Source organism: Paraburkholderia fungorum (assembly GCF_046026025.1).
Lineage (GTDB): Bacteria > Pseudomonadota > Gammaproteobacteria > Burkholderiales > Burkholderiaceae > Paraburkholderia > Paraburkholderia fungorum_E.
The window spans coordinates 1-25,371 of the sequence record NZ_JAQQFL010000046.1; the positions used below are offsets into that span (position 1 = coordinate 1).

At 61.3% G+C, this 25,371-nt stretch carries 22 protein-coding genes; 15 read left to right on the plus strand and 7 right to left on the minus strand.

Features of this window, described 5'->3' with window-relative positions:
* Positions 1–154: 154 nt before the first annotated feature.
* Together PQR67_RS34340 and PQR67_RS34345 are read right to left on the minus strand one after the other, a co-directional pair.
* A complete protein-coding gene (locus PQR67_RS34340; RefSeq protein WP_408467248.1) occupies positions 155–1,420 on the minus strand; it encodes an SGNH/GDSL hydrolase family protein in 1,266 nt (421 codons plus the stop codon).
* A gap of 158 nt (positions 1,421–1,578) precedes the next feature.
* The gene (locus PQR67_RS34345; RefSeq protein ID WP_408467249.1) at positions 1,579–3,204 is read right to left on the minus strand and encodes an NAD(P)/FAD-dependent oxidoreductase; all 1,626 of its coding nucleotides are present in this window, start codon (positions 3,202–3,204) and stop codon (positions 1,579–1,581) included.
* A 216-nt stretch (positions 3,205–3,420) separates the two neighbouring features.
* Here PQR67_RS34345 and paaA point away from each other — a divergent pair, with 216 nt between their 5' ends.
* The 8 genes from paaA (at position 3,421) to PQR67_RS34385 (ending at position 9,746) form a co-directional block, all read left to right on the plus strand.
* Positions 3,421–4,419, plus strand: a complete 999-nt coding sequence (gene paaA / locus PQR67_RS34350) for a 1,2-phenylacetyl-CoA epoxidase subunit PaaA (RefSeq protein WP_408467250.1) — start codon at positions 3,421–3,423, stop codon at positions 4,417–4,419.
* Positions 4,420–4,474: 55 nt separating this feature from the next.
* On the plus strand, positions 4,475–4,759 hold the full coding sequence (gene paaB, locus PQR67_RS34355) for a 1,2-phenylacetyl-CoA epoxidase subunit PaaB (RefSeq protein ID WP_007179854.1): 285 nt from the start codon (positions 4,475–4,477) through the stop codon (positions 4,757–4,759).
* Between the two features lie 8 nt (positions 4,760–4,767).
* Complete coding sequence (gene paaC / locus PQR67_RS34360; RefSeq protein WP_408467251.1) at positions 4,768–5,571, plus strand: 1,2-phenylacetyl-CoA epoxidase subunit PaaC; 804 nt, start codon at positions 4,768–4,770, stop codon at positions 5,569–5,571.
* Positions 5,552–6,157, plus strand: a complete 606-nt coding sequence (gene paaD, locus PQR67_RS34365) for a 1,2-phenylacetyl-CoA epoxidase subunit PaaD (protein WP_408467299.1) — start codon at positions 5,552–5,554, stop codon at positions 6,155–6,157. Before paaC ends, paaD begins: the two co-directional genes overlap by 20 nt.
* 1 nt (position 6,158) lies before the next feature.
* Complete coding sequence (gene paaE / locus PQR67_RS34370) at positions 6,159–7,247, plus strand: 1,2-phenylacetyl-CoA epoxidase subunit PaaE (protein ID WP_408467252.1); 1,089 nt, start codon at positions 6,159–6,161, stop codon at positions 7,245–7,247.
* A gap of 150 nt (positions 7,248–7,397) precedes the next feature.
* The gene (locus tag PQR67_RS34375; RefSeq protein ID WP_408467253.1) at positions 7,398–8,210 is read left to right on the plus strand and encodes a DUF1835 domain-containing protein; all 813 of its coding nucleotides are present in this window, start codon (positions 7,398–7,400) and stop codon (positions 8,208–8,210) included.
* Positions 8,211–8,224: 14 nt separating this feature from the next.
* Positions 8,225–8,833 carry a TetR/AcrR family transcriptional regulator gene (locus PQR67_RS34380; protein ID WP_120347923.1) on the plus strand — a complete coding sequence of 203 codons (609 nt, stop codon included), beginning with the start codon at positions 8,225–8,227 and terminating at the stop codon, positions 8,831–8,833.
* Positions 8,834–9,077: 244 nt separating this feature from the next.
* On the plus strand, positions 9,078–9,746 hold the full coding sequence (locus PQR67_RS34385) for a GNAT family N-acetyltransferase (protein WP_408467254.1): 669 nt from the start codon (positions 9,078–9,080) through the stop codon (positions 9,744–9,746).
* A gap of 79 nt (positions 9,747–9,825) precedes the next feature.
* Here the strand turns inward: PQR67_RS34385 and PQR67_RS34390 are convergent, their stop codons facing one another.
* Complete coding sequence (locus PQR67_RS34390) at positions 9,826–10,323, minus strand: Lrp/AsnC family transcriptional regulator (RefSeq protein WP_408467255.1); 498 nt, start codon at positions 10,321–10,323, stop codon at positions 9,826–9,828.
* 292 nt (positions 10,324–10,615) lie between these two features.
* On the opposite strand from PQR67_RS34390, the gene hppD reads away from it, so the two are divergent.
* A complete protein-coding gene (gene hppD, locus PQR67_RS34395; protein WP_408467256.1) occupies positions 10,616–11,713 on the plus strand; it encodes a 4-hydroxyphenylpyruvate dioxygenase in 1,098 nt (365 codons plus the stop codon).
* Between the two features lie 137 nt (positions 11,714–11,850).
* Here the strand turns inward: hppD and PQR67_RS34400 are convergent, their stop codons facing one another.
* Positions 11,851–12,057 carry a hypothetical protein gene (locus PQR67_RS34400; protein WP_408467257.1) on the minus strand — a complete coding sequence of 69 codons (207 nt, stop codon included), beginning with the start codon at positions 12,055–12,057 and terminating at the stop codon, positions 11,851–11,853.
* Between the two features lie 347 nt (positions 12,058–12,404).
* Between PQR67_RS34400 and PQR67_RS34405 the strand changes: the two genes are divergently transcribed.
* Together PQR67_RS34405 and PQR67_RS34410 are read left to right on the plus strand one after the other, a co-directional pair.
* On the plus strand, positions 12,405–16,004 hold the full coding sequence (locus PQR67_RS34405) for an indolepyruvate ferredoxin oxidoreductase family protein (protein WP_408467258.1): 3,600 nt from the start codon (positions 12,405–12,407) through the stop codon (positions 16,002–16,004).
* A gap of 96 nt (positions 16,005–16,100) precedes the next feature.
* On the plus strand, positions 16,101–16,361 hold the full coding sequence (locus tag PQR67_RS34410; RefSeq protein ID WP_408467259.1) for a hypothetical protein: 261 nt from the start codon (positions 16,101–16,103) through the stop codon (positions 16,359–16,361).
* Between the two features lie 378 nt (positions 16,362–16,739).
* On the opposite strand, the gene PQR67_RS34415 is transcribed toward PQR67_RS34410, so the two are convergent.
* Positions 16,740–19,022, minus strand: coding sequence for an NADP-dependent malic enzyme (locus PQR67_RS34415; protein WP_408467260.1), 2,283 nt, complete (start codon positions 19,020–19,022; stop codon positions 16,740–16,742).
* 303 nt (positions 19,023–19,325) lie between these two features.
* Complete coding sequence (locus PQR67_RS34420; RefSeq protein WP_408467261.1) at positions 19,326–20,558, minus strand: MFS transporter; 1,233 nt, start codon at positions 20,556–20,558, stop codon at positions 19,326–19,328.
* Between the two features lie 386 nt (positions 20,559–20,944).
* On the opposite strand from PQR67_RS34420, the gene PQR67_RS34425 reads away from it, so the two are divergent.
* Positions 20,945–21,631, plus strand: a complete 687-nt coding sequence (locus PQR67_RS34425; protein WP_074281967.1) for an orotate phosphoribosyltransferase — start codon at positions 20,945–20,947, stop codon at positions 21,629–21,631.
* A 102-nt stretch (positions 21,632–21,733) separates the two neighbouring features.
* Here PQR67_RS34425 and PQR67_RS34430 read toward each other — a convergent pair whose 3' ends face one another.
* Positions 21,734–22,423 (minus strand): response regulator, encoded by a 690-nt coding sequence (locus PQR67_RS34430; protein ID WP_408467262.1) that lies wholly within the window; start codon positions 22,421–22,423, stop codon positions 21,734–21,736.
* 265 nt (positions 22,424–22,688) lie between these two features.
* On the opposite strand from PQR67_RS34430, the gene PQR67_RS34435 reads away from it, so the two are divergent.
* From PQR67_RS34435 to argC, 3 genes are all read left to right on the plus strand, one after another.
* Positions 22,689–23,291, plus strand: coding sequence for a YbhB/YbcL family Raf kinase inhibitor-like protein (locus tag PQR67_RS34435; protein WP_408467263.1), 603 nt, complete (start codon positions 22,689–22,691; stop codon positions 23,289–23,291).
* Positions 23,292–23,361: 70 nt separating this feature from the next.
* Positions 23,362–23,943 (plus strand): flavodoxin family protein, encoded by a 582-nt coding sequence (locus tag PQR67_RS34440; RefSeq protein ID WP_408467264.1) that lies wholly within the window; start codon positions 23,362–23,364, stop codon positions 23,941–23,943.
* A 290-nt stretch (positions 23,944–24,233) separates the two neighbouring features.
* Positions 24,234–25,181 (plus strand): N-acetyl-gamma-glutamyl-phosphate reductase, encoded by a 948-nt coding sequence (gene argC, locus PQR67_RS34445; protein ID WP_408467265.1) that lies wholly within the window; start codon positions 24,234–24,236, stop codon positions 25,179–25,181.
* Positions 25,182–25,371 lie beyond the last annotated feature (190 nt).

Sequence of the window (25,371 nt, forward strand, 5' to 3'; positions counted from 1 at the left end):
GCTCTTTTTCGCTTTGTCAACAACATTTTTCCGCTTTCGCTTAAAACCTTGTTGACGCCACAGCCGCTGGTTTCCGCCGCGGCCCTCGTTCGCAAACGAGGAGGCGAACTTGGGGCATGTGACAAGGCTTTGGCGAAAATCTTTTTTTGGCGACTTACTTCCGAGTTGAATTCACTAAAGCGGCGATCGGAACCGCTTCAGCCATCGCGGTGTATCCAGCATCGCTGGGATGGATATGGTCGCCGCTGTCAAAGGCGCGTTGCAGGCGATCTGGTTGTGCCGACTCGCGTAGTGCAGCGTCGAAATCTACAACGCCATCGAAGGCGCGACTGGTTCGAATCCACTGATTGACCGCAAGCCGGATCGCCTCCCGCTGCGCCGGCAGCGAAGCCGGCGTCAACGTTGCGCCGAACACCTTCACGCCACGGTGCCGTGCGGCCGCAACCACCCGCTGGTAACCGGCAATCAGATCGGCGGCTGTCACCGCGGTATGTGGCGCGTCGCAGTCGAGCCCGCTACGCGGCGGCATCTCAGCAAAATTGATGTCGTTGATTCCGATCAGCAGAATCGCCGTCTTGACGCCCGGGCGCTCCAGCACGTCCCGCTCGAACCGCTGGACGAGCGCGTCGCCATAGCAAGGAGAATCGCTCAATAAGCGATTGCCGCTAATGCCAAGATTAACGATCGCCGTCGAGTGGTCGCCGGTGCTGGCGAACCGGCGGGCCAGCGCGTCCGGCCAGCGTCGATTCTGATTCAGGCTTGAGCGCATGCCGTCGGTAATCGAGTCGCCAATCGCGGCGACAGCAGCCGATGAAGGCGCGTCCACCGACAAACCCGTCACCCACACATATTGCGTGAACCGGCCGCGAAACCACTCAGCAGTAGCGTCGCCAGTGTGATTACCTGGCCCGGAAACGAAGTTCAACTGATTCGAGACCCGATGCCATGCCACGATCCGCTGTTCCGACCCCATGAACGTACTAATCGCATAGGGCGCCCCTTCAGCGATGTCGATAGCAATCGGATCGCTGTCCAACTCCCCACCGGCCGGCACGCTCACCGAGCTCTTGCCACCAAACGTCACGCGCGCGCCGCCATTGCCCAATGCAGCCCCGCCGGCCGAGCGCGCAATGCGCAAATCCTCGATAGCGAGCGCCGTCTTGCCATACTCGTTGCTGAGATGAATTCGTGCGGATTTACCTGACAACGTGGGATAAACGATCTGACGAACCGTGCGTCCAGCGACTTCCGGCGCACGGTAAAGCGGCGGCAAATCCGACCGCTGCGGAATAGGTTGCAACGCCGTCGCCCAGGCGGTGACCCAATGAGCTGGGGCGTCGGCGGCAAGAGCGGTCTGGGAAACGGCAAATTGGCAAAGCAGCGCCGCGCCACATGCGGCAGCCAGGGTGCGAATGGTCATTCGGGTGGTCAGTTCGATGCGAAACGTGCATTGTGCCCGATCGCCATGGCCATCGCGCCCGACCTGGCGAACGCTGTCATACGGTCGCCGCGCCCCGTATCAGCGTTGCCGCACCGAACGAGTCACGAGACAGGCACGGGTGCCCAGGCGCGGACCAATCAGCCCGCCGCCAACGCCCCCGTCATCTTCAACGCAAGCGCCTCGGCCACCTCGATCCCGTCGATAGCAGCCGAATAAATTCCGCCGGCGTACCCCGCGCCCTCGCCGGCAGGATACAAGCCCTCGACATTCATGCTCTGGTAATCGTCCCGGCGCCGCACGCGAATCGGCGACGACGTTCTCGTCTCGACGCCCGTCAATACGGCGTCATGCATGGCAAACCCGGCGATCTTCTTATCCATCTGCGGCAAGGCCTCGCGGATCGCTTCGATCACGTAGTCAGGCAGCGCCGTGCTGAGATCGGTCGGATGCACGCCCGGTTTGTAGGACGGCACCACCGACCCCAGCGACGTAGACGGCCGCCTGGCGATAAAGTCGCCGACCAGCTGACCCGGCGCCATATAGTTACCGCCACCCAGTTCGAACGCCCGCTCTTCCCATTTGCGCTGAAAGGCGATACCGGCGAGCGGCCCGCCCGGATAATCGTCCGGCGTGATGCCGACGACAATCCCGGCGTTGGCATTGCGCTCCGCCCGTGAGTATTGACTCATGCCGTTGGTCACCACACGGCCCGGCTCGGAAGTCGCCGCGACCACCGTGCCGCCAGGGCACATGCAGAAGCTATAAACCGCGCGCCCATTGCTGCAGTGATGCACCACCTTATAGTCGGCGGCGCCGAGTTGCTTGTGCCCGGCGAACTTGCCAAAACGGCTGCGATCGATCAACCCTTGCGGATGCTCGATCCGAAAACCGAGCGAAAACGGCTTCGCTTCCATATACACGCCGCGATCGTTCAGCATCTGGAAGGTATCGCGCGCGCTATGGCCAACCGCCAGCACCACGTGGTCGCAGCGCAGATTCTCGCCTGTCGAGAGCTTGAGCCCGCGCACCTTGCCCTGATCGATGTCGATATCGTCGACTCGCGTCTCGAAACGCACTTCGCCGCCCAGTTCGTGAATGGTCGCACGCATTTTTTCGACCATGCTGACAAGGCGGAACGTGCCGATATGAGGCCGGCTCAGATAGAGAATGTCCTCCGGTGCGCCCGCCCGGACGAATTCGTCGAGCACCTTGCGGCCGTAGTGCTTCGGATCCTTGATCTGACTGTAAAGCTTGCCATCCGAGAACGTACCCGCGCCGCCTTCACCGAACTGCACGTTCGATTCAGGATTGAGCACCGACTTGCGCCATAGGCCAAAAGTATCTTTGGTGCGCTCGCGTACGGCTTTGCCGCGCTCCAGAATAATCGGGCGAAAACCCATTTGGGCAAGGATCAGCCCGGCAAACAGGCCGCACGGACCCATGCCGATCACGACCGGACGCGGGGCGGTCATCTGCGCGGGCGCCTTGGCAACAAAACGGTATGTCATGTCCGGCGTCACCGCGCAGTGCGGCACATCGGCGAGCCGTTTGAGCGCGGCGGCTTCATCCTTCACCTCAACGTCGACGATATAGGTGAGCTTGATGTCGGCGCGCTTGCGCGCGTCGTGCGCGCGACGGAACACCGTGTACCGGATGAGCCCGTCGTCGCCCACACCGAGCTCAGCGAGGCGCGCGCGGACAGCGGCTTCGAGAACGCTCTCGGGATGATCGAGCGGGAGTTTGATTTCGCTTAGACGTAACATGAGTACCGGGGGATGCAGGAAGGCCGCAAATCGCAGCCAATTCGCAATTTTATAGGTTAAGTGTCGGCGCGGGGCGGCAGCGCAAGTGAAACGCCCTCGGCGCCGCCTCTTCCTCCCTCTATCGACAATGGCCGTTCGTCTCAAAAAATTTATTAACCGACCGGTCGGTTGGTTTATACTGCGCAGACACAGACAACTTCCGCTGAGAGCGTCCCCATGTACACGCAATCCCTGGATATCCCCGGCAACGTCGCCCCGCTCGACGCGGCAGCGGGCTCACTCGAGCAGACGCAATTCGACGCAGTCATGGCCGCCGACGGCAAGATCGAGCCTCAGGACTGGATGCCCGACGCCTACCGCAAGACGCTGGTGCGGCAAATCTCGCAGCACGCGCATTCCGAGATCGTCGGCATGCTGCCGGAAGGCAACTGGATCTCACGCGCGCCCAGCCTGAAGCGCAAGGCGATTCTGCTCGCCAAAGTGCAGGACGAAGCCGGCCACGGCCTCTATCTATATAGCGCGGCCGAAACGCTCGGCGTTTCGCGCGACCAGCTGATCGCGGCGCTGCACGCGGGCAAAGCCAAATATTCGAGCATCTTCAATTACCCGACGCCTACGTGGGCGGACGTCGGTGTGATCGGCTGGCTGGTGGACGGCGCGGCGATCATGAACCAGATCCCCCTGTGCCGCTGCACTTACGGCCCGTACGCACGCGCCATGATCCGGATCTGCAAGGAAGAGTCGTTCCATCAGCGTCAGGGCTTCGACGCGCTGATGTCGATGATGAGCGGCACCGAAGCGCAACGCGAATTGGTCCAGCAAGCCGTGAACCGCTGGTGGTGGCCGGTGCTGATGATGTTCGGCCCGAGCGACAAGGACTCGATCCACAGCAATCAGTCGTCGAAATGGGGCATCAAGCGCATCTCGAACGACGACCTGCGCCAGAAATTCGTCGACGCCACCGTCGACCAGGCCAAGGTGCTCGGCGTCACGCTGCCGGACCCCGACTTGAAGTGGAACGAAGCCCGCGGCAACCACGACTACGGCGACATCGACTGGGAAGAATTCTGGCGCGTTGTAAATGGCGACGGTCCGTGCAACAACGAACGTCTCGCGACCCGCGTGAAAGCGCACGACGACGGCGCCTGGGTGCGCGAAGCCGCCCTCGCTCACGCTGAAAAACAACGCCAGCGCGCGCAACAGCACGCCGCTTAACTCACGCGACCGCACGCTCACGCGGCAAGCCGAACAAAGTATCAGGAGATCAGCGATGAACAAGGAATGGCCGATTTGGGAAGTCTTCGTGCGCAGCAAGCAGGGACTCGACCATAAACACTGCGGCAGTTTGCATGCCGCCGACGCGCCGATGGCGCTGCGCATGGCGCGCGACGTCTACACGCGCCGCCAGGAAGGCGTGAGCATCTGGGTGGTGCCGTCCTCGGCGATCACGGCGTCCGCGCCGGAAGACAAGGCGGAGTTGTTTGAACCGGCTGGCGACAAGATTTACCGTCATCCGACGTTCTACACGCTCCCCGACGAAGTCAACCACATGTAAGCGCGGCCATGAATATCACGCCCCAACATTTGCAGTACGTACTGCGCCTCGCGGATACCGCGCTGATCCTCGGTCAGCGCAATACCGAATGGTGCGGCCACGGCCCGATCCTCGAAGAAGATATCGCGCTGTCGAACATGAGTCTGGATCTGATCGGCCAGGCGCGCCTGTTGTACACGCACGCCGCCGCGCTGGAACAGCAACTCACCGGCAAAAACCGGACGGAAGACGATTACGCCTACTTCCGCGCCGAGCGCGAGTTCGCCAACTACACGCTAGCTGAGTTGCCGCATTACGGCCCGCTTGCCGGCACCGCGCAAGCCGAGAAGGACTACGCGGTCACGATCGTGCGCAATTTCCTGTACTCGACGCTGATGGCGCATCTGTGGTCGGCGCTCACTACGTCGAAGGACGAACAGCTTGCCGCGATCGCCTCCAAGTCGATCAAGGAAACCAGCTATCACGTGCACCACGCGAGCGAGTGGCTGATCCGCTTCGGCGACGGCACGGACGAATCACATCGCCGCGCGCAAACCGCGCTCGACTATCTGCTGCCGTACACGCGCGAGTTTTTCAGTGCCGACGCGGTGGAGGAGACTATTGCCGCCGCCGGCGTCGGGCCGTTGACGTCGGAGCTCGAAACGGCATGGCTCGAAGACGTACGGGCCACGCTCGACCAGGCCACCCTCACGCTGCCCGCAGCGGTCAAGCACATCACGACCGGCAAGCATGGCGAACACTCCGAGCACATGGGCTTCGTGCTGGCCGAAATGCAAAGCCTCGCGCGCCAGCATCCCGGCGCCACCTGGTAAGTACGCACCTGAGCACACAACCGGAACCCAACGGACCTCCACGATGACGACCTTGACTGCCACGCCCGCCGCCGACGCCACGCTGGAACGCGCATGGGCCGTGCTCGAAACGGTGCCTGATCCGGAGATTCCGGTGGTCTCGATTCGGGAACTCGGCATTCTGCGCGACGTGCGGCGCGCCGCCGACGGCGCGCTCGAAGTCGTGATCACGCCGACCTATTCCGGTTGCCCGGCGATGTCGCAGATTGCCGAAGACGTCGCCCATGCGCTCGATGTGGCCGAACTGAAGCCTTATCGGGTCGCCACGGTCCTCGCCCCGGCCTGGACCACCGACTGGATGACCGCCGACGCGCGTGAAAAGCTGCGCGCCTACGGAATTGCGCCACCCACGGGCAATTGCGGCGCCGCCGTGCCGTCTCAGGAAAAAGTACTGCGTTTCATGCCGCGTGCACTGCCGGCGCCGTCGTGTCCGCGCTGCGGCTCGGCGCATACCGAGCGTCTCGCGCAATTCGGCTCGACGGCTTGCAAGGCGCTGTACCGCTGCCTCGACTGCCGCGAACCCTTCGACTACTTCAAACCATACTGATATGGCTACCCCGCAATTTCACCCGCTGCGTATCCGCGAAGTGCGACCTGAAACCGCCGACGCTGTGTCGGTCGCCTTCGAAGTCCCCGCCGAACTACGCGATCAGTATCGCTTCACGCAGGGCCAGTTCGTCACGCTGAAAACGCACATTGACGGCGAAGAAACGCGCCGTTCCTATTCGATCTGCGTCGGCGTCACCGATTACGATCGCGACGGCGAACTGCGCATCGGCATCAAGCGCGTGCGCGGCGGCCGCTTCTCGAACTTCGCGTTCGACACGCTGCAGCCCGGCCACACGATTGACGTGATGACGCCCGATGGCCGTTTTTTCACGCATCTGAACGCGGACCAGGGTCAGCAGTACCTCGCGTTTTCCGGCGGCTCGGGCATCACGCCGGTGCTTGCGATTATCAAGACCACGCTCGAAGTCGAGCCGCGCAGCAGCTTCACCCTGGTGTACGGCAACCGCAGCGCTGACCAGATCATGTTCGCGGAAGAGCTCGAAGATCTGAAGAACCGCTTCATGAACCGCTTCGTGCTCTATCACGTGCTGTCCGACGACCTGCAGGACGTCGAGCTGTTCAACGGCGTGCTCGACCAGCAGAAGTGCGCGGCCTTCATCGAGAACCTCCTGCCGGCCGATGCAATCGACGAAGCCTTTATCTGCGGCCCCGCCCCGATGATGGATGCGGCCGAGGCCGCACTGAAAGCCGCGGGCGTGCCTTCGGCAAAAGTGCATGTGGAGCGCTTCGGTTCGCCGCTGCCGCAAGCGGGCGTGCCGCCGGTCGAGATCACCGACAACACACCGGCCGCCGACCTCGAGATCGTCCTCGACGGAAAACGGCGCAAGCTGCGCCTGCCGTATCAGGGCGTGAGTGTGCTCGACGTCGGCTTGCGCGCCGGCCTCGCGCTGCCCTATGCGTGCAAAGGTGGTGTCTGCTGCACTTGCCGCGCCAAGGTGCTGGAGGGCGAGGTCAAGATGGAAAAGAACTACACGCTGGAAGAACATGAAATCCGCGACGGTTTCGTGCTGACCTGCCAATGCCATCCAATTAGTGATCGGGTGGTGGTGAGCTACGACGAGCGTTGAGCCGAAGGCGCCGGGCGACCGTGCGACGCCCGGAACGCTTTCAGCAGGTGCGCGATCCGCTTACACTAGGGGCCGCTCGCGATCGGATATCTACCCTGATCGATGAGCGGCCCCTTTTTTGTCGTTTTTCGCAAGCCCAAGCCACTGCCGATGAGCACCATCCACCTCACTAACGGCGACGTCGCCGCCGAGTCACCGCGCGCCGCGCTAGCCGAGGCGGGCCGCGACGAGCGCGTGCACGCCTTGCGCGACGATCTTGCGGTCGGTCCACTGCGCGGCATCGATGACGGCCCCGACGTGCGGGCGGAGTTCTGGGACCGGGTCAGCACGGACGCCCGGCGCGATTTTCTGCGGGAATTCCGCGAGCAGGCGGCCGCGTTGGAGAACATCGCGCGCGGCGAAGCGAATCTGGTGGTTTGGCACGGTGAAAGTTCGGCCGATCAACTCATGCTACGCCGCGTCTGTTACCACCTGCGCAACAATCCGCAACGGCTGAATGAAGTGCGCCTGTCGATTCGCGACCTCACCGATCCAGGCGCATGGGCGCACAGCCGCAAAGACCACGCGACTTCCGTCGGCATGTTCGCCCCGGCTGTACTGCAAGGACGCCTGCCGGATGCGGCGCCGATTTCGGTTCTGCGCATCAGCCGGCTCGCGCTCGAATGGCAGGAAGCCAAACACGCGAATGGCGAGACACGGCGCTGGCGCGACAACACTTTCACGAGCGGCAGCTTCGCCGATCTGGACGCGCTGATTCTCGAACAGGCCACCGGCGACTGGCAGCCCGCCGCGCGGGTTGCCGCCGAATTGATGGCCGCCGAACTCTGGTATCTGGTAAGCGACAGCATCGTGCTGTGGCGATTCCGCGAACTTGCCGCTACGCGCCGCATCAAGCTGCGTGGCGACGCGGGTGCATGGCGCACCCTCGAAATGTGCGCGGCACTTGCCCCCTGTCCACACTAATAAAATAGACGACCATGGCCCGTACCCGAGCACCCGACCACGAAACCCAGCGCGATCAGATTCTCGAACTGGCCGCGGCGAAATTCGCGCAGACCAGCTACCCAAGCACCTCGATGGCCGACCTCGCTGCCGCTAGCGGCACTTCGAAGGCGCGCCTCTACCACTACTACGCGAGCAAGGAAGCGATCCTGTTCGATCTGCTGGATCGCTACACGAAGCGGCTGATGCTGATCATCGCCGAGGTGGAAGGTGCAAGCCAACGTCGCGGGCTGTCCGAGCGGGAAACCTTCGCGGAGCTGATCCGAGCGTTTCTGTCCGAGTACGAGACGTCGCACAGTCGCCACGTCGCGCTCCTGAACGACGTGAAGTATCTGGTCGACACCCAGCGAGAAGTCATCCTGAACCGTCAGCGCGATGTGGTCGCGGCATTTGCGCGGCAACTGGCCCGCGCCTATCCGGAACGTGCCACGCGCGACAACCAGACCGCGCTCACGATGATGGTGTTCGGCATGATCAACTGGACCTTCACCTGGCTCAAGCCTGACGGCCGGATGGGCTACCGGGAATTTGCCGAGCAGGTGGTCAATATGGTGGACCACGGATTGAGTTCTGCCGAACGCTGATTGCCCACGGCCGCACTATTCAGAGAGGATAGCTGGCACCTGCAGCCTGGGCTGCGACAGCTTGTCACGAACGCTCGTTCAATTTCTTTTTTCGTTAATAATCAATCAATTAAAAATAGGGTGCCAGCTTTTTAGGCGACGCCCTCCATTATTGATACGGGTTTTCCCTAGTATCGAGCCAGGGTTTCCGCTAAAATCGTTTTTGCGGTGCACCATACCGCTCGATCAAAAGGAGAACCCGACCATGAACATGATTACACCCCGCGCCGCTGAGCCGATCGTCGCACACGATCGTCTGTTGCAGTCAGGCGGTCGTGCGCCTGCTCTGGTCCGTGAACTCACCACGGTCGACCGTGAGCGACTGCTGACCCACTTCCTCGCGCTCGACGAAGACGACCGCCTCCTGCGTTTTGGTCAGATCGTGCCGAACCACGTCATTGAAAACTACGTCCGCGCGATCGATTTCATGCGCGACACGGTCTTCGGCGTGTTCAACAGCCAGTTGCAACTCACCGGCGTCGGCCATCTGGCGTATCTGCCGGCCGAAGGCGACAAACGCACCGCCGAGTTCGGCGTGTCGGTGCTGGAAAGCGCTCGCGGGCGAGGCATCGGCTCCAAGCTCTTCGAACGTGCAGCCATCCGCAGCCGCAATACGCATGTCACCACGCTTTACATGCACTGCCTGTCGCGCAATTCGACCATGATGCACATCGCGAAAAAGGCCGGCATGAAGATCGAGTACGCGTACGGAGAAGCCGACGCCTACCTGACGCTGCCGCCGGCGGATCAATCGAGCATCATTGCTGAGATGCTGCAGGAACAAGCCGCCGTATTTGACTACGCACTCAAGCGCCAGGCGCGTCAGGCGTCGAAGCTGTTCGAATCGTTCATGCCAGCGGCTGAAGCGGCTTAACCAGTCTGAGTTTCAGCGAAAAAGGGCGGCCTTGCGGCTGCCCTTTTTGTTTGTCCGTCACCTGACTGCGGCCACGCGCTCACAAAATGGGCAGCGCCGTCGTCTCCTTGAACTTCTCCAGCGAAAAGCTCGTCTTCACGTCGACCACTGAGGGATGGCGCAACAACTGGTCCTGCACGAAGCGGGAAAAGTGCGCCATGTCTTCAACCTGCACACGCAGCAGGTAATCCATGTCTCCCGTCATTGCATGACATGCGACCACTTCCGGCCACGTCTGCACTGCCGCGCGAAACAGATCGGCATGCGTGGTGTCGCCGCGCGGACTGAGCGCAGGACCACTGCGTTTTTCCAGCCGCACGTTGACGTAAGCGAGCAGATCGAGCCCAAGCTTTTGCGCATCGAGCAGCGCGACATAGCCGCGAATCACCCCACTCTCTTCCAGCCGACGGATACGCCGTAGACACGGGCTCGGCGACAGATTGATGCGCTCGGCGATCTCCTGGTTCGACAACCGGCCATTCTCCTGAAGGATTGCCAGAATGCGTCTGTCGATGGCGTCTATCTCTATTTTGGCCATTTTCTGCCGTCTGTATGTGTAAGTGAGCTAGAAAATAGCTCAAGCGTATCGGCGCGCGATTAACTTCGCAAGTTTTCGTCGCAAGCAGGCCTTTACACTTGCGTCATTCAGTCGCGCCAATTCCGATCGACAACTTTGCTTGGGACCGGGGTAAGCGCTAAAGCGCCAACTACGGTCGACAACTTTGCTTGGGACCTGAGTAAGCGCTAAAGCGCTAACTCCGGTCGACAACTTTGCTTGGGACCGGAGTAAGCCCTAAAGCGCTAACTCCGGTCGACATAGGAGACAGACAATGCAGGTTTCAACTTGGGAAAACCCCGTCGGCACCGACGGCTTCGAGTTCATCGAATACACCGCGCCGGATCCGAAAGCGCTCGGCAAACTGTTCGAGCAGATGGGCTTCACTGCCGTCGCACGGCATCGTCACAAAGACGTGACGTTGTATCGTCAGGGCGAAATCAACTTCATCGTCAACGGGGAACAGCATTCGTTCGCGCAACGTTTCACGCGCCTGCATGGCCCGTCGATCTGCGCGATCGCCTTCCGCGTGCAGGATGCGGCGAAGGCTTACCAGCAAGCGCTGGAAAAAGGCGCCTGGGGCTTCGACAACAAGACCGGCCCGATGGAACTGAACATCCCGGCAATCAAGGGTATCGGCGACTCGCTGATCTATTTCGTGGACCGCTGGCGCGGCAAGAATGGCGCCGAGGCGGGCAGCATTGGCAACGTCGATATTTACGACGTCGACTTCGAGCCGATTCCCGGCGCGAATCCGAATCCGGTTGGCCATGGCCTGACCTACATCGATCACCTCACGCACAACGTCCATCGCGGCCGCATGCAGGAATGGGCGGAGTTCTACGAGCGTCTGTTCAATTTCCGGGAAGTGCGTTACTTCGACATTGAAGGCAAAGTAACCGGCGTGAAATCGAAGGCGATGACTTCGCCCTGCGGCAAGATCCGCATTCCAATCAATGAGGAAGGGTCGGACGTAGCCGGTCAGATCCAGGAATATCTGGACCAGTACCACGGCGAAGGCATCCAGCACATCGCGCTGGGCAGCAATGACATCTACCGCACGGTGGACGGTTTGCGCGCGGCTAACATCTCGCTGCTCGATACGATCGACACGTACTATGAACTGGTCGATCGGCGTGTGCCGAATCACGGCGAGCCGCTCGACGAATTGCGCAAACGCAAGATCCTGATCGACGGCGCCCCCGATGATTTGCTGCTGCAGATCTTCACCGAAAACCAGATCGGACCGATCTTCTTTGAGATCATCCAGCGCAAGGGCAATCAGGGCTTCGGCGAGGGCAATTTCAAGGCGCTGTTCGAATCGATCGAGCTGGATCAGATTCGCCGCGGCGTGGTTCAGGACAAGGCCTGACGACTAAAACCCCGCGCGAAATCTGGGGACGATAAAAAAGGGCGAGGATCTTGCGACCCTCGCCCTTTGTCGTTTATGCCGTTGCCCGAAGCGGGGCCACGGCCGATTTCCAATCGACGCGTCGCATCAGCGACGCATCACGAATTCTGCTCTTCCTCGTCGGCCTTCGTGGATCGTGCAATGCGCTCCACCACAATACGTGCGGGCGCGACTTGCGCCGTGCTGGTGATCGCGTTCGACAGCGTCCCTGCGCTGCCCGAGTTCGTGCTCGAGCGCACCGGCGCGCTCATGGCGAAGAATGCGGCCGAAACCATCAGGAACGTCTGGATGTTTCTAGTGTTCATGCGTACTCCTTTTCTAACTGCCCTGCTGTCCTGAAGCTCCACCGAATGCGGAGCGTTGCGCAGACATTGCTCGCAGGTGGGGTGTTAGACAGACATTTCAACTGCGGTTCCGCGAATTTGTAGTTTTTACAGCTTGTTACAGTGGGACATCGGCGCAGGAAATCTTTCGATGCGCATCGTAAAAGTCACGCTGCACCGCCGCATTTCCGGGCTTGCTGCGGCGGGTTTTTACCAGTGCTACCATCACTTAAAACACGTCAATATGGCGACCCCGGCCATACGCATTCACAAGATGCCGCGGCCCAAAAAGTTTTGGCGATCCCAAACTGGGTGGAGGAGTACACATAATGAATGCCCCGCTAGACGCAGGTCAGCGAGCCTCGCTCGAAGCCGCGCTATCTTCCGTCACGCTCGACGACAAATACACCCTGGAACGCGGCCGCGCGTATATGAGCGGCATCCAGGCGCTAGTGCGCCTGCCGATGCTGCAGCAGGAACGCGACCAGGCCGCCGGGCTCAATACCGCCGGCTTTATCTCCGGCTATCGCGGCTCACCACTCGGTGGACTCGACCAATCCCTCTGGAAGGCGAAGCAGCATCTCGCCGCGCACCGTGTGGTCTTCCAACCCGGCGTCAACGAAGATCTCGCTGCGACCGCCGTGTGGGGTTCACAGCAGGTCAATCTGTACCCCAGCGCCAAATACGACGGCGTGTTCTCGATGTGGTACGGCAAGGGCCCGGGCGTCGATCGCTCCGGCGACGTCTTCAAGCACGGTAATTCAGCCGGCTCAGCGCAGCACGGCGGCGTTCTCGTGCTCGCCGGCGACGACCACGCCGCCAAATCCTCGACACTCGCGCATCAGTCGGAACACATCTTCAAAGCGTGTGGCCTGCCGGTGCTGTTTCCGTCGAACGTCCAGGAATATCTGGATTTCGGCCTGCATGGCTGGGCGATGAGCCGCTACTCCGGCCTGTGGGTGGCGATGAAGTGCGTGACCGACGTGGTTGAATCGTCAGCTTCGGTCGATATCGATCCTCACCGCACAAAAATCATCCTGCCGGACGACTTCGCGATGCCCGAAGGCGGTCTGAACATTCGCTGGCCGGATCCGCCGCTGGTGCAGGAAGCGCGTCTACTCGACTACAAGTGGTATGCGGCACTCGCCTATGTGCGCGCGAACAAACTGGACCGCGTCGAAATCGATTCGCCGCATGCGCGCTTCGGCATCATGACTGGCGGCAAGGCTTACCTCGACGTTCGTCAGGCGTTGACCGATCTCGGTCTCGATGACGAAACCTGTTCGCGCATCGGCATCCGTCTGTACAAGGTCGGCTGTGTATGGCCGCTTGAAGCCCAAGGCGCCCATGCGTTCGCGCGCGGCCTCGACGAAATTCTGGTCGTCGAAGAGAAGCGCCAGATTCTCGAATACGCGATCAAGGAAGAACTGTACAACTGGCCCGACACGCAGCGTCCGCGCGTGTTCGGCAAGTTCGACGAGAAGGACGGCGCGGGTGGCGAATGGTCGGTGCCGATGGGCAACTGGCTGCTGCCGGCTCACTACGAACTGTCGCCGGCGATCATCGCCAAGGCGATCGCCACGCGGCTCGACAAGTTCGACTTACCGTCCGACGTGCGCGCGCGCATTGCGACACGTATCGCGGTCATCGAAGCGAAGGAAAAGGCCTTGGCGCGTCCGCGCGTCGAAGCCGAGCGCAAGCCGTGGTTCTGCTCGGGCTGCCCGCACAACACGTCGACGAACGTGCCGGAGGGCTCGCGTGCGATGGCCGGCATCGGCTGCCACTACATGACCGTGTGGATGGACCGCAGCACCAGCACTTTCAGCCAGATGGGCGGCGAAGGCGTCGCGTGGATCGGCCAGGCGCCGTTCACCAACGACAAGCACGTGTTCGCCAACCTCGGTGACGGCACCTACTTCCACTCCGGCCTGCTCGCGATTCGCGCGGCGATCGCGTCGAAGGCGAACATCACCTACAAGATTCTCTATAACGACGCGGTCGCGATGACGGGCGGCCAGCCCGTCGACGGCGTGCTGACCGTGCCGCAGATTACGCATCAACTGGCAGCCGAAGGCGCGACGAAGATTGTGATCGTCACCGATGAGCCAGACAAGTACACAGCGAACGTCGGCCTCGCACCCGGCATCGACATTTATCATCGCGACAAGCTCGACGAAGTTCAGCGCCAGCTTCGCGAGATTTCCGGCACCACGATCCTGATCTACGACCAGACCTGCGCGACCGAGAAGCGCCGCCGCCGGAAACGCGGCACGTATCCGGATCCGGCGCGCCGTGTCGTGATCAACGAGGCGGTGTGCGAAGGCTGCGGCGATTGCTCGGTCAAGTCGAATTGTCTATCTGTGGAACCGCTCGACACCGAGTACGGCACGAAACGCCAGATCAATCAGTCGACGTGCAACAAGGACTTCTCGTGCGTGAACGGGTTCTGCCCGAGCTTTGTCTCAGTGGAAGGCGGCCAACTGCGCAAGCCGAAGGCCGCGTCAGGTATCGTTGCCGACGCGATGCCGCCGGTGCCGGAACCTGAGTTGCCGTCGATCGAGCGTCCTTACGGTGTGCTGGTGACCGGCGTCGGCGGCACGGGCGTCGTGACGATCGGCGCATTGCTCGGGATGGCCGCGCACCTGGAAAACAAGGGTGTCACGGTACTCGACGTCACCGGCCTCGCGCAAAAGGGCGGCGCCGTGATGAGCCACGTGCAGATCGCCAGGAACCCAGCCGACATCCACGCAACCCGCATCGCGATGGGCGAAGCAAGTCTCGTGATCGGCTGCGACGCGATCGTGACCGCGAGCGACGAATGCGTCTCGCGGATGCAGGCGGGCCACACACGCGTCGTGCTCAATAGTGCGCACACGCCGACCGCCGCGCTGATCAAAAACCCGGACTGGCGCTTCCCGGGCAGCAGCACGGAAGCAGACGTGCGTGCCGGTGCGGGCGACGACGGTGTCGACATGATCGACGCGAATCACTTCGCCGTCGCGCTGCTCGGCGATGCGATCTACACGAATCCGTTCGTGCTCGGCTACGCGTGGCAACGCGGTTGGGTGCCGCTGACCTATCAGTCGTTGATGCGCGCGATCGAACTGAACAACGTGCAGATCGAGAAGAACCGAGCAGCGTTCGAATGGGGCCGCCGCGCCGCGCATGATCTGGCGGCGGTGCGCGAACTCGCGAAGTCACAAGGACGCGGTGTCGCAGCAGAAACAACGAGCAGCAAGATCATCTCGCTGCACACGCCGAAGGCGCTCGACACGCTGATCGACAAACGTGCCGACTATCTCACCGCGTACCAGAATCCTGCGTACGCGGACCGCTATCGTGTATTGGTATCGCAAGTACGTGTGGCCGAATCCGCGCTTGATTCGATCGACGGCCAGTTGCCGTTGACCGAAGAGGTCGCGAAGAACCTGCACAAGCTGATGGCTTACAAGGACGAGTATGAAGTCGCGCGCCTGTACAGCGATCCGGCGTTCATCGAAAAGCTGAAGGCGACTTTCGAAGGTGACTGGAAGCTGCACCTCCACCTCGCACCGCCCACGTTCTCGAAGAAAGACGCCAAAGGTCATCTGGTCAAGAAAAAGTACGGGCCGTGGATGTTCAACACCATGCACATGCTGGCCAAGCTGAAATTCCTGCGCGGCACGGGATTTGATCCGTTCGGCAAGACAGAAGAGCGTCGCACCGAACGCGCGCTAATCGGCGAGTATGAGGCGCTGGTGCGCGAACTGATCGGCGGCCTGACTGCGCAAAAGCGCGAGCTGGCCATCGAGATGGCAAATCTGCCGGACGGCGTTCGTGGCTATGGTCACGTGAAGGAAAACAATCTGAAGGGCGTGCGGGTCAAGTGGAACGAGCTGCTGACTCGCTGGCGCTCGCCGGAAGCAGGGAAGACACAGCACGCGGCATGATTTTGCCGGCTTGACCGACCGGCGTCGGGCTGAAATGGAAAAGGCGGCTGCCCTCACGGACAGTCGCCTTTTTTTGCCTGTTTCGACACGTGATGCATGATGCGTGTGTACAAGAACAAGCGGTACTGCTCCTTCCAACAACACAACAACAACCAACCAAAAACAAACAGACAACTACCAGACTGCAACTACAACTACAACTACAACTACAACTACAACTACAACTACAACTACAACTACAACTACAACTACAACTACAACTACAACTACAACTACAACTACAACTACAACTTCAACAGCAACTTCAACAGCAACCGCAACCACAACCGCAACCGCAACCGCAACCGCAACTACTAACCGCAACTTCAACTACCAGCTACACACATCTACTACGAGTACTACAACCCATTGGTACTACTGTCTTCATCATCAGAACTGCAACTACTCAACACCAGAGGAAGCGCAACACCTACTGAGGGACAAAGGAGTGGCCAGCCGACTGTTCCGTTGCCACCAAGCAGTGCCGCGCCTCAGAAGTAACTTTACAAAATTGTCACAGCGAATCGAATAGGACCAGTCCTAAAGCTCGGCGATCGACTTAAGAATCTCTCAGACAAACGCTCGTGCAAAGCAGAGTGCACAAATAAAAAGCGCCACGAAATCCGCTTCCGTGGCGCTCTTGCAGAGCTGACTGCGAACGCCGCGATGCAGCGCCGCTTCGACATCAGAACATTTTTATTGCGCGTTCACCCGCTTGCGCGCATTGGCCGAAGCCACTGCCGTCATGTTGATGATGCGGCGCACAGTCGCGGCCGGCGTCAGAATGTGAACCGGCTTTTCCGCGCCCAGCAGGAACGGACCGACGGTCACGCCTTCACCGCCGACCATCTTCAGCAGGTTGTACGCAATGTTCGCTGCTTCGACGTTCGGCATGATCAGCAGGTTCGCTTCACCGCTCAACGTCGTGCCGGGGAATGCGGCCTTGCGGACCATCTCCGACAACGCCGCGTCGCCGTGCATTTCACCGTCGATCTCGAGCGACGGTGCACGTTCGGCAATCAGCTTGCGCGCGGCTGCCATACGTTGCGACGACGCCGACGGCGCGCTGCCGAAGTTCGAATTCGACAGCAACGCAACCTTCGGCGTGATGCCGAATTTTTCGATTTCGCGCGAAGCCAGCATCGTCATATCGGCGAGCTGTTCAGCGGTCGGCGTTTCGTTCACGTACGTGTCGCAGATGAACAGGTTGCGGCCCGGCAACATCAGCAGATTCATCGCGGCGAAGTTCTGCACGTTGTCCGCTTTGCCCAGCACCTGCTCGATGAACTTCAGATGCGTGTGGTACTGGCCGATCATCCCGCAGATCATGCCGTCGGCTTCGCCGAGGCGCACCAGGATCGCACCGATCAGCGTGTTGAACTTGCGCATCGCGGCCTTCGCGACGTCCGGCGTCACGCCTTCGCGCGCACCGAGTTCGTGGTAAGCCTGCCAGCATTGCTGATAGCGCGGATCGTCTTCCGGATCGACGACTACGAAGTCTTCACCGCACTTCAGCTTCGAGCCCATCTTCTTCAGACGCATTTCGATCACCGACGGACGACCCACCAGAATCGGCTTGGCGATCTTTTCCAGCAGCACGAATTGCGCGGCGCGCAGCACGCGCTCGTCTTCACCTTCGGCGAACACGATACGCGCCGGCTCCGACTTGGCCGCCTGGAACACCGGGCGCATCACCATGCCGGTGCGGTACACGGTGGTGCCGAGTTCTTCGCGGTACGCGTCCATATCCTTGATCGGACGGGTCGCAACGCCCGAGTCCATCGCGGCTTGCGCGACAGCCGGCGCGATCTTGATGATCAGACGCGGGTCGAACGGCTTCGGAATGAGGTATTCCGGACCGAATTCGAGCGAGTGACCTTCGTAAGCCTTCGCGACTTCATCGCCCTGGTCGGTTTCTTCGGCCAGTTCCGCAATCGCGCGCACGCACGCGAGCTTCATTTCTTCCGTGATCGTGGTTGCGCCGACATCCAGCGCGCCACGGAAGATGAACGGGAAGCACAACACGTTGTTGACCTGGTTCGGGTAGTCCGAACGGCCAGTCGCGACGATGCAGTCCGGACGCACCTTCTTCGCTTCTTCCGGACGGATTTCCGGTTCCGGATTCGCCAGCGCCAGAATCAGCGGCTGCGTGCCCATTTCGGCGACCATTTCCGGCTTCAGCACGCCGGCGCTCGAGCAACCGAGGAACACGTCGGCGCCGCGAATCGCGTCAGCCAGAGTGCGCGCTTCAGTGTTCGCCGCGTAGCGTTCCTTCGACGGATCCAGATTGCCGCGGCCTTCGTAGATCACACCCTTCGAGTCCGTGACCAGCACGTTCTTTTTCGACAGGCCGAGGTTCACCAGCAGATCCAGACACGCAATGGCAGCCGCGCCTGCGCCTGAACACACCAGCTTCACTTCGTCGAGTTTCTTGCCGACCACTTTCAGGCCGTTCAGGATCGCCGCCGAGGCGATGATCGCCGTGCCGTGCTGGTCGTCGTGGAAGACGGGAATCTTCATGCGCTCGCGCAGCTTCTTCTCGATGTAGAAGCACTCCGGCGCCTTGATATCTTCAAGGTTGATGCCGCCCAAGGTCGGCTCGAGCATGGCGATCGCTTCGACCAGCTTGTCCGGATCGGATTCGGAGAGTTCGATGTCGAACACGTCGATGCCGGCGAACTTCTTGAACAGACAACCCTTGCCCTCCATCACCGGCTTCGCGGCCAGCGGGCCAATGTTGCCGAGACCGAGCACGGCCGTACCGTTCGTGATCACACCGACCAGGTTGCCGCGCGAGGTGTATTTCTGCGCGTCGAGCGGGTCTTCGTAGATCGCCATGCAGGCCGCGGCGACGCCCGGCGAGTAGGCGAGCGACAAGTCGAGCTGGTTCGACAGCGGCTTGGTGGGAGTGACCGAAATCTTGCCGGGTTTCGGAAACTGGTGGTAGGCGAGAGCGCTTTGCTTAAGTTGTTCGTCCATTTTTTAACCTGCGAGACGTAAGTAATCGGGCCCGGCACACTGACCGTTGACGGCGCTTCGCGTCTATCGAATGGATAATCGACGGCGGCGGTTTTCGCATGCGCCGGTTGGGCGCAGCGTCGAACCTCGGCGGAGCGCAAGACGGTGCGGAGTGCTACGCGGGTCGATCAGTGTACACCCCGAATGAGTCGATGCACTGACTGGTTAACGCGGCTCACCATCGGCGAAACAGGCGCTGGCAATGCTGCAGCGCCGCATCCGGCGGCCATTTTTGCTGACGGCCGTGCGTGTGTCACGCGCACGTCATTCGAGCTCGGCGCCGCGTCGTTCGGGGATCAGAAAGAGTGTCGCGAAGATGTCGAGCAGATAGATCGAGGCGAGCAAAGCCAGCGCGGCACCGAATGAATACCGCGCGGCCAATGCGCCCACGACCACCGGCCCGAAACCGCCGACCGCCCGGCCGACGTTGAACAGCACGTTCTGCGCGGTGGCCCGCGCATCGGTCGGATAAAGCTCGGAGATCAGCGCGCCATAGCCGCCGATCATCCCGTTGACGAACACGCCCATGGCCGCGCCGCCGATCAGCAGTGCCATCGGCGTTGTCAGATGCGCGTAGACGAACACCATCACCACCGCGCCCACCTGGTAGAGCAGGAACGTCGGCTTGCGGCCGAACCGGTCGGCGGCCATGCCGAACAACCAGATGCCACCCGCCATGCCGAGAACCGTCACGGCGGTCCACACGCCGGATTTGGTCAGCGAGTAACCGAATGTCTTCGACAAATAGCTCGGAAGCCAGATCATCAGACCGTAATAGCCGAAATTCTGTACAGAACAGAGAATCGCGACACCAATGCTCGCACGTGTGGCGCGTGCGTCGGCCACCAGCAATTTGAGCGGCAGCTTGCGCATGCCGCGTGCGACACGCTCCGTGAACAGCGCCGGCTCCTCGACGCGCCGCCGCACGAAAAAGGACACCACCGCTGGCAGCAATCCAAGGGCGAACATGCCGCGCCAGCCGATCACCGGCAGCAGCAGCGGTGTCAGCAACGCAGCCGCCAGCACGCCAAGCTGCCAGCCCAGGCCGACATAGGACGACACGCGCGCCCGCTGCGACGCCGGCCACGCTTCAGCCACCAGCGTCATGCCGATGCCGAACTCGCCGCCGAGGCCAATGCCTGCAATGGTCCGATAAGCCAGCAGATCGGCATAACCCTGCGCCAGCGCGCACAGGCCGGTGAAGACGGCGAAGATCAAAATCGTCCACGTCAACATTCGCACACGGCCAAAATAGTCGCTTAAAACGCCGAAAATCAGACCACCGGCGACAGCGCCAATCAGCGTCCAGGTCACGAGCGAACCTGCCTGCGCCGAACTCAGATGCAGATCCGCGGCAATCACCGGCAACATGAAACCGAGGATCAGCAGATCGAAGCCGTCCATCGCGTAGCCAAGCACCGATGCGATCAGCGCGCGCCCCGCATAGCCACGCCTGGTGGGTTCTCGGGTCTCGGTGGCGGAAGAAGCGGGGGTCATTGAAAGCGTTCCGTAGGACATGGCGGCGACCGGCATAGGCGGTCGCCATGAAATTCGCGTGAGTGTAAAGGCGCCCAAAGCCGCTCACAAGCCAGCCATAAAACCGGCCGCCAAACAGCCCGGGAAGCGGCGACGAAGCAGTGCCCAACGAACCTTGCCAGCGTCGTTCAGTACGGCCGTTATGACCGTCATTCGCGGCTCGTCTGTACGACGGCCTCCTCGGGAGGGCCCATTTCGGGTAAAATGTCGGGCTACGCGCGCAGCAAAACCGGCCTGTACTGCACTGACGGGCCGCGTATTCCGCCCATCACGGCGCGGCATACCCCGCTTGCTGCGCCACCGGGCCCCGCGCCCGCTTCTCCTCGCTCACACCCAAGGATCCGCCCATGACAGGCTTCGATCGCCAGACGATCTCCGACACCACCGCCAAGATGCTGCTGGAAGTGCAAGCTGTGCACTTCAATGCGGAGAAACCGTACATTTTCACGTCCGGCTGGGCGAGCCCGGTTTATATCGACTGCCGCAAGCTGATCTCGTATCCGCGCGTGCGCCGTGGGCTGATGGAAATGGCTGAAGCCACCATCCTGCGCGACGTCGGCTATGAACAGATCGACGCGGTGGCCGGTGGTGAAACCGCCGGCATCCCGTTCGCGGCATGGCTCTCCGACCGCCTGATGGTGCCGATGCAATACGTGCGCAAGAAGCCGAAGGGTTTCGGCCGTAACGCGCAGATCGAGGGTCTGCTGACCGAAGGCCAACGCGTACTGCTGGTCGAGGATCTGACTACGGACAGCCGCAGCAAGATCAACTTTATCAATGCGCTGCGCACCGCCGGCGCAACGGTGAACCACTGCTTCGTGCTGTTCCACTACAACATCTTCAAGGAAAGCGTGTCGGTGCTGAAAGACATCGACGTCGATCTGCACGCGCTTGCCACGTGGTGGGACGTGTTGCGTGTCGCCAAGGCAAACAACTACTTCGACACCAAAACGCTCGACGAAGTGGAAAAATTCCTGCACGCCCCGGCCGAATGGTCGGCGGCACACGGCGGCGCCAACGCAACGCCGCAGTAAGCGCAACCGCTCAATGCGGATGAAATGAAAAAACCGCCTGTCGCACAACGACAGGCGGTTTTTTTATCGTGCTCTTCCAGCCTGACAAAAGTAGCGCTGTGGCTAAGACGGGCTGCCGGTATCGTCGACCGAATGCGATGACAGATTCAGCAAGCCGTTGCTCTGCGCGTACTGGAACAACTCCGAATCGCGATCGATCCCAAGCTTGCGCATTGCCGTATTTTTCTGCGTGCTGATCGTCTTGATGCTGCGATTGAGTTGCTCCGCGATTTCCTTGATCGTCATGCCGGACACGAACAGGCGCACAACCTCGAGCTCGCGCCGGGACAGCATCACATCGTCACTCTTGCCGCCGGCGTTCATGCGCAGCGTATCGAGCGACGCCTTGACCGACGGGCTCATATATTCCAGGTTGCGGCTGACGTGCTGCACCGCAAGCCCGATGTGGCTCAGATCGTCTGATTTGTTGACGACCGAGGTGACCCCGAGCTCACTCAGCCGCTTGAGTAGCGCCGCGTTCTCCAGCATCGTCAGCACGACAATAGGAAGGTCGGGGAAATTGCGGCGCAGATAGCCGATCAGCGGCAAGCCGTCGCCGTACTGGCCGCCGGGCATGGCCAGATCCGTGACGAGCACGTCGCACGGAACGGTCTGCAGCACCTTGATCAGTTCGGTTGACTGTCGCGCATGCGCGACGACTTGCAGACCGGGAAACTTGAGCAAAGCCTGTTCGGCGCCGAACAGAATCACTGGATGGTCGTCAGCGACCACGACCCTGACTGGATCTTGCATTGCCCTCCCCTCGACAGATAAACCACTCTCCAAAACTTCTGACATGCCTTTCTATTCTTGGTACTTGAACTGATCGGGTGCGCGGTCTGTATTCGCGCGGACAATTCCTCCGACTATAGCCGATTTCATGTCCACCAAACCCGCTGGCGGCAACAATGAGTCGTCGCAAAGCGAATGTTAGACTTGAATCGACCTTGGGGCACAAAATAGGGACAATAATCCTCGCGAGGACAACCGCCTCGCGCCCTGACAGGAGAACCGGCACATGCGCTCGCGTTGCCTGGTTGTTTCGCTTGCTTCGCTGTTCCGCCGTATGCCGTCCCTCACCTGCGCGATGCTGGGTCTTGCGCTATTCGCGGCGCATAGCACGCACGCACTCGCCGAGGATGCGTTCACGCTGGACAGCACCAGTTTCCACGCGGGTGGCACCGTAGATGCAGCTCAGGTTTTTAATCAGGACGACTGCAAAGGCAGCAATCGATCGCCACAGTTGACGTGGCGCAATGCGCCGGCCGGTACACGCAGTTTCGCGGTCACGATCTTCGATCCGGATGCCCCCGGCCGAGGCTGGTGGCACTGGGCAGTTGCGGCCATTCCCGCTAGCGTCGACAGCTTGCCGGAGAACGCCAGCGCGTCGGGTTTCCTGAAGAAACTCGGTGCGCTCGAAGCGCGCAACGACTTCGATATCGACGGATACGGCGGCCCCTGCCCGCCGCCAGGCAAACCCCATCGCTACGTCATCACCGTTTATGCGCTGAGCACAGCGGACCTGCGCCTCGCGCAAGGGCGCCCCGCAATCATGTTCGACCATGAGATCGGGACCGCCACGCTCGGCAGCGCGCGGATGGTGGTCAACTACGGCCGGTAGCGGCGCCCGCGAAATATACGCGCAACGTTGCCGTGCCAACCTCTGCTTTTTCATCCTGCCGGAGAGTGCCATGTCGAAGATCGTCATCGTTTATCACAGCGGCTACGGCCACACGAAGAAAGTCGCCGAGGCCGTGCTGGCCGGCACGCTCGAAGCCGGCGCGGACGCGAAACTCCTGCCTGTCGGCGAGATCGATGACGCTGGCTGGGCGGAACTGGCGGCCGCGGACGCCATCATCTTCGGCGCGCCAACCTACATGGGCGGGCCGTCCGCCGACTTCAAGAAATTCGCCGACGCAAGTTCGAAACCGTGGTTCGGCCAAACGTGGAAAGACAAGATCGCGGCCGGCTTCACCAACTCGGCAACCATGAACGGCGACAAGTTCTCGACGATCCAGTACTTCGTCACCCTGGCGATGCAACACAGCATGATCTGGGTCGGCACCGGCATGATGCCGTCGAACACCAAGGCGGCCACCCGCAACGACCTGAACTACGTAGGCGGCTTCACCGGCCTGCTGGCACAGTCCCCAGCGGATGCGTCACCGGAAGAAGCGCCACCCGCGGGCGATCTTGAGACGGCGCGAATGTTCGGCGTACGTATTGCCGGCGCGACGGCGCGATGGAATGCGGGCGGCCGCGCGGGGATTTGATAGCGCGGCATCCCAAGGCTCGCGCCGGGCATCGGCACCCCTGCCGCACGCTTGACGCGGGTGCGTCTGCCGCCCGGACACGCACGGCGCGGCCCTTGGCGCGCGTCGCCAATCTGCCTGGAACCCGCCGGCATCGGCTTGCATCTGTCGCGTAACCCGTCACGCCGATGTCACTTTCTGCGCGCATCGTCGTTTTTTCACCCCGTTTTGCACACCCACCGCTATCAGGTCTTAAAATAGCGTTCCGGCGCGGCGTCGCGCCCCGTTTCCAGCAAGCCAGTGAGATCGAGATGAGCACGAAAGTTTTTGTCGACGGACAGGAAGGCACGACCGGCCTGAAGATTTTCGAATACCTGTCGCAACGCGCCGACGTGGAGATCCTGCGTATCGAAGAAGCGAAGCGCAAGGATCTCGAAGAGCGCCGTCGTCTCATCAATGCTTCGGACGTCACGTTCCTGTGTCTGCCGGACGTCGCCTCGCGCGAGTCGGCCTCGCTGGTCGACAACGATCACACCGTGCTGCTCGACGCGAGCACGGCTTTCCGCACATCGGCCGATTGGGCCTACGGCCTGCCCGAGCTGGCGCGCTCGCAACGTGAGCGTCTGCGCACGGCGAAGCGCATCGCCGTGCCGGGCTGCCACGCATCGGCCTTCGTGCTGGCCATGCGCCCGCTGGTCGAAGCCGGCGTCGTGGCTGCGGACTTCGCCGCGCACGCCTATTCGATCACGGGTTACAGCGGCGGCGGCAAGAAAATGATTGCCGACTACGAAGCTGGCGGCAACGACAAGCTCAAGAGCCCGCGTCCCTATGCGCTTGGTCTCACGCACAAGCATCTGCCGGAAATGGCGGCGCATACGGGCTTGAAGTCGGCGCCGGTGTTCACGCCGATCGTCGGCGACTTCTACAAGGGTCTCGCGGTCACCACCTTCTTCTCGCCGAACCAGTTGGCCAAGAAGGCCACGCCGCAAGACGTGCAGGCGTTGTTCGCCGAGTACTACGCGGGTGAGGCCTTCGTGCATGTCGCGCCGTTCGATGCTGACGCGAACCTCGACGGCGGCTTCTTCGACGTACAGGCGAACAACGACACCAACCGTGTCGACCTGTTCGTGTTCGGCAACGAAGAGCGCTTCGTGACCGTCGCGCGCCTCGATAACCTGGGCAAGGGCGCGTCGGGCGCGGCAATCCAATGCATGAACCTCGCCATCGGCGCCGACGAGGAAACCGGCTTGAAACGCTGAGCAAGCTCGAGATACAGACGTCATCCGCTGACAATCCACAGAAAAGCCGGTCTACAAAGACCGGCTTTTCTGTTTTAAAAACCTGCCCGCCGAATTCCTCTTTTACCCTTAATCAGTAGTAGCCCCCATTACTTAAAAAAAGAAAAATCGGACTGCTCACCGAGTGACGGTAATTCATTCTCCCGATTGA